The following is a 2,203-nucleotide window of genomic DNA, read 5'->3' as shown; positions in this document are numbered from 1 at the left end:
ACAACCACCTTAATCTATTAGCTACAGATATTAATGCATTCAACTCAAAACTAATCGATTATCTCATCTGGTATAATACTAAGAGAGTTCATAAAGGTCTTAATAATTTGTCGCCTATAGATTTTCTTAAAACATTATCCGGAGTCTCAAATGTATGTAACTCATACAATTATTTGACACCCTAAAAATATACATTATAATTAAACTAGGAAAACTGTAAAAAGACGAGAATAGGGCAAGGAAATAAAAAAGGAGGAAGTAATGAAGGAAAAAAAATCACCCAATTTGTTACTACTGCAAACTTCATATGGCTTGACCCCGTTATACACCACTAATTGGCTAAAGCAAAAAACAAGGAAAAGTAGAACTTTGTGGAAAGGTTAATAATCGTCTCGAATAGGTTGCCAGTTACGGTTATAAAAAGAAAAAACGGTTTGAGTTTCAACCATAGTGTTGGTGGGTTGGCTACAGGACTAGGCTCCTTTCACAATTCTCATAACAGTATTTGGGTTGGATGGCCTGGAGTTCCCTGCGAAAAGCTTAATAAGAAAAATAGAAAATCTATTGAAACAAAGTTAATTAGTGAGTTCTCCTGCTATCCTGTTTTCTTGACTCAAACAAATGTTGATTTATATTACAATGGTTTTTGTAATAAAACCGTTTGGCCACTTTTCCACTATTTTATACAACATGCAATCTTTAATAAAAAATTATGGGAAGCTTACAAACAAGTGAACAAGATTTTTAGTGAAAAAATCTTGGAAAATGCAAATCCTGATGATATTATCTGGATACACGACTATCATCTGTTACTTCTTCCAAAACTTTTAAGGGAGAAATTGCCAAACGCTAAGATAGGTTTTTTCCTTCATATTCCATTTCCCTCCTATGAAATCTTTCGTCTTTTTCCTTGGCGAAGGGAAATCTTGGATGGGCTTTTAGGAGCCGATCTCATTGGTTTCCACACTTATAGCTATGTTAAACATTTTCTTGAAACCGTTCGACGAATACTTGATTATGAACATGCTTATGGAGAGATAACACTTAGCAATAGGGTTGTAAGGGTGGATGCCTTCCCGATGGGAATCGACTATGAGAAATTTGCAGATGCAGCATCCGATGTCAAAGTGCAAAGAAAAATTAATAGAATTCGTAAAAAAGTAGGAGACCGTAAAGTAATACTTTCAGTCGATAGGCTAGATTACACGAAAGGCATACCAGAGCGTTTGGAAACATTTGATTTCTTTTTAGATAGATACCCAGAGTTTAAGGAGAAAATAACGTATATCATCATTACAGTTCCTTCACGTACAAAAGTAGAACATTATAGGTTATTGAAAAAACAGGTAGATGAATTAGTAGGCAAAATTAATGGAAAATATGGAACTTTTGGATGGATACCAATATGGTATATCTATCGCTCCTTACCATTTTACACGTTGGCTGCCCTCTACAGTATAGCTGATATAGCCCTTGTTACTCCCCTCAGAGACGGAATGAACTTGGTATCTAAAGAATTCATTGCCTCCAAGGTTGATTCCAAGGGTGTTTTAATTCTCAGTGAAATGACAGGAGCTGCGGAAGAGCTGGGAGAAGCAATTATAGTAAATCCAAACAATAGAGAAGAGATTGCAGAAGCTCTAGAAGAAGCCCTTTTGATGCCTGATGAAGAACAAATAGAGCGAACTAAAATTATGCAGAAAAGATTGATGCGGTATAATGCAAAACGATGGGCAAGCGATTTTATTGATAGCTTGCTTGATATCAAAAAACTTCAGCAGGGTCAGGGTACGAGAAGGTTTTCACATGAATTGGAGCTCAAATTATTAGATGACTATTCTAAAAGTGATAATCGATTGATTTTGTTAGATTATGATGGGACCCTTGTTCATTTCGTGAAAAAGCCTAAAAAAGCAAAACCTGATAAGGAACTTCTAAAGATGCTGAAATCTTTAGCAAGTAACACAAAAAATGAGATTGCAGTTATAAGTGGCCGAAATAAAGAAACATTAGATAAATGGTTCAGCTCTTTAGACATAGGATTGGTTGCAGAACATGGTGCGTGGATTAAAGAAAGAAGAAAGGACTGGAAAAAAATAGAACCATTGGAAGATGATTGGAAAAAGGAAATATGGCCAATACTTGAACTATATGTAGATAGAACCCCGAACTCTTTTATAGAAGAAAAAAGTTTTTCTCTTGT

At 35.1% G+C, this 2,203-nt stretch carries 2 protein-coding genes; both read left to right on the top strand.

Features of this window, described 5'->3' with window-relative positions:
* Positions 1 to 185 (top strand): IS3 family transposase (locus U9Q18_02500; GenBank protein MEA3313229.1); only part of this gene is annotated, 185 nt, incomplete at its 5' end.
* Positions 186 to 371: 186 nt separating this feature from the next.
* Positions 372 to 2,203 (top strand): bifunctional alpha,alpha-trehalose-phosphate synthase (UDP-forming)/trehalose-phosphatase (locus U9Q18_02495; GenBank protein ID MEA3313228.1); only part of this gene is annotated, 1,832 nt, incomplete at its 3' end.

Source organism: Caldisericota bacterium, assembly GCA_034717215.1.
Lineage (GTDB): Bacteria > Caldisericota > Caldisericia > Caldisericales > Caldisericaceae > UBA646.
The sequence above is the reverse complement of the archived record's forward strand: the minus strand, read 5'-3'. Positions and strand labels throughout refer to the sequence as shown.